The 306-nt window shown below is 62.7% G+C and carries 1 other RNA gene; it reads right to left on the bottom strand.

From position 1 onward, the window contains the following. An RNA gene (rnpB, locus tag EIP85_RS22695) (RNase P RNA component class A) lies at positions 1-296 on the bottom strand. Between the last annotated feature and the right edge of the window lie 10 nt (positions 297-306).

Here is a 306-nt window from a genome sequence, read left to right as displayed (position 1 = left end):
GTCATTCGTCTAGGCGCTACGTCACCGCAGCGCTCAAGCAACCTACCCGGATCCAGCGCGGGCCACGCCAATGGATCCCTATTTGGTCTTGCTCCAGGTGGGGTTTGCCGTGCCGGTCCGTTACCGGACTCGCGGTGCGCTCTTACCGCACCATTTCACCCTTACCGGCTCCCCGAAAGGAACGTAGGCGGTATCTTTCTGTTGCACTGTCCGTCGGCTTGCGCCGCCCAGGCGTTACCTGGCACCTTGCCCTATGGAGCCCGGACTTTCCTCGGCACTCTTGCGAGTGACGCGACTGTCTGGCCG

The sequence above is a fragment of the Solirhodobacter olei genome, assembly GCF_004010155.1.
Taxonomy (GTDB): domain Bacteria; phylum Pseudomonadota; class Alphaproteobacteria; order Rhodobacterales; family Rhodobacteraceae; genus Solirhodobacter; species Solirhodobacter olei.
This window is presented reverse-complemented; position numbering and strand designations above follow the sequence as displayed.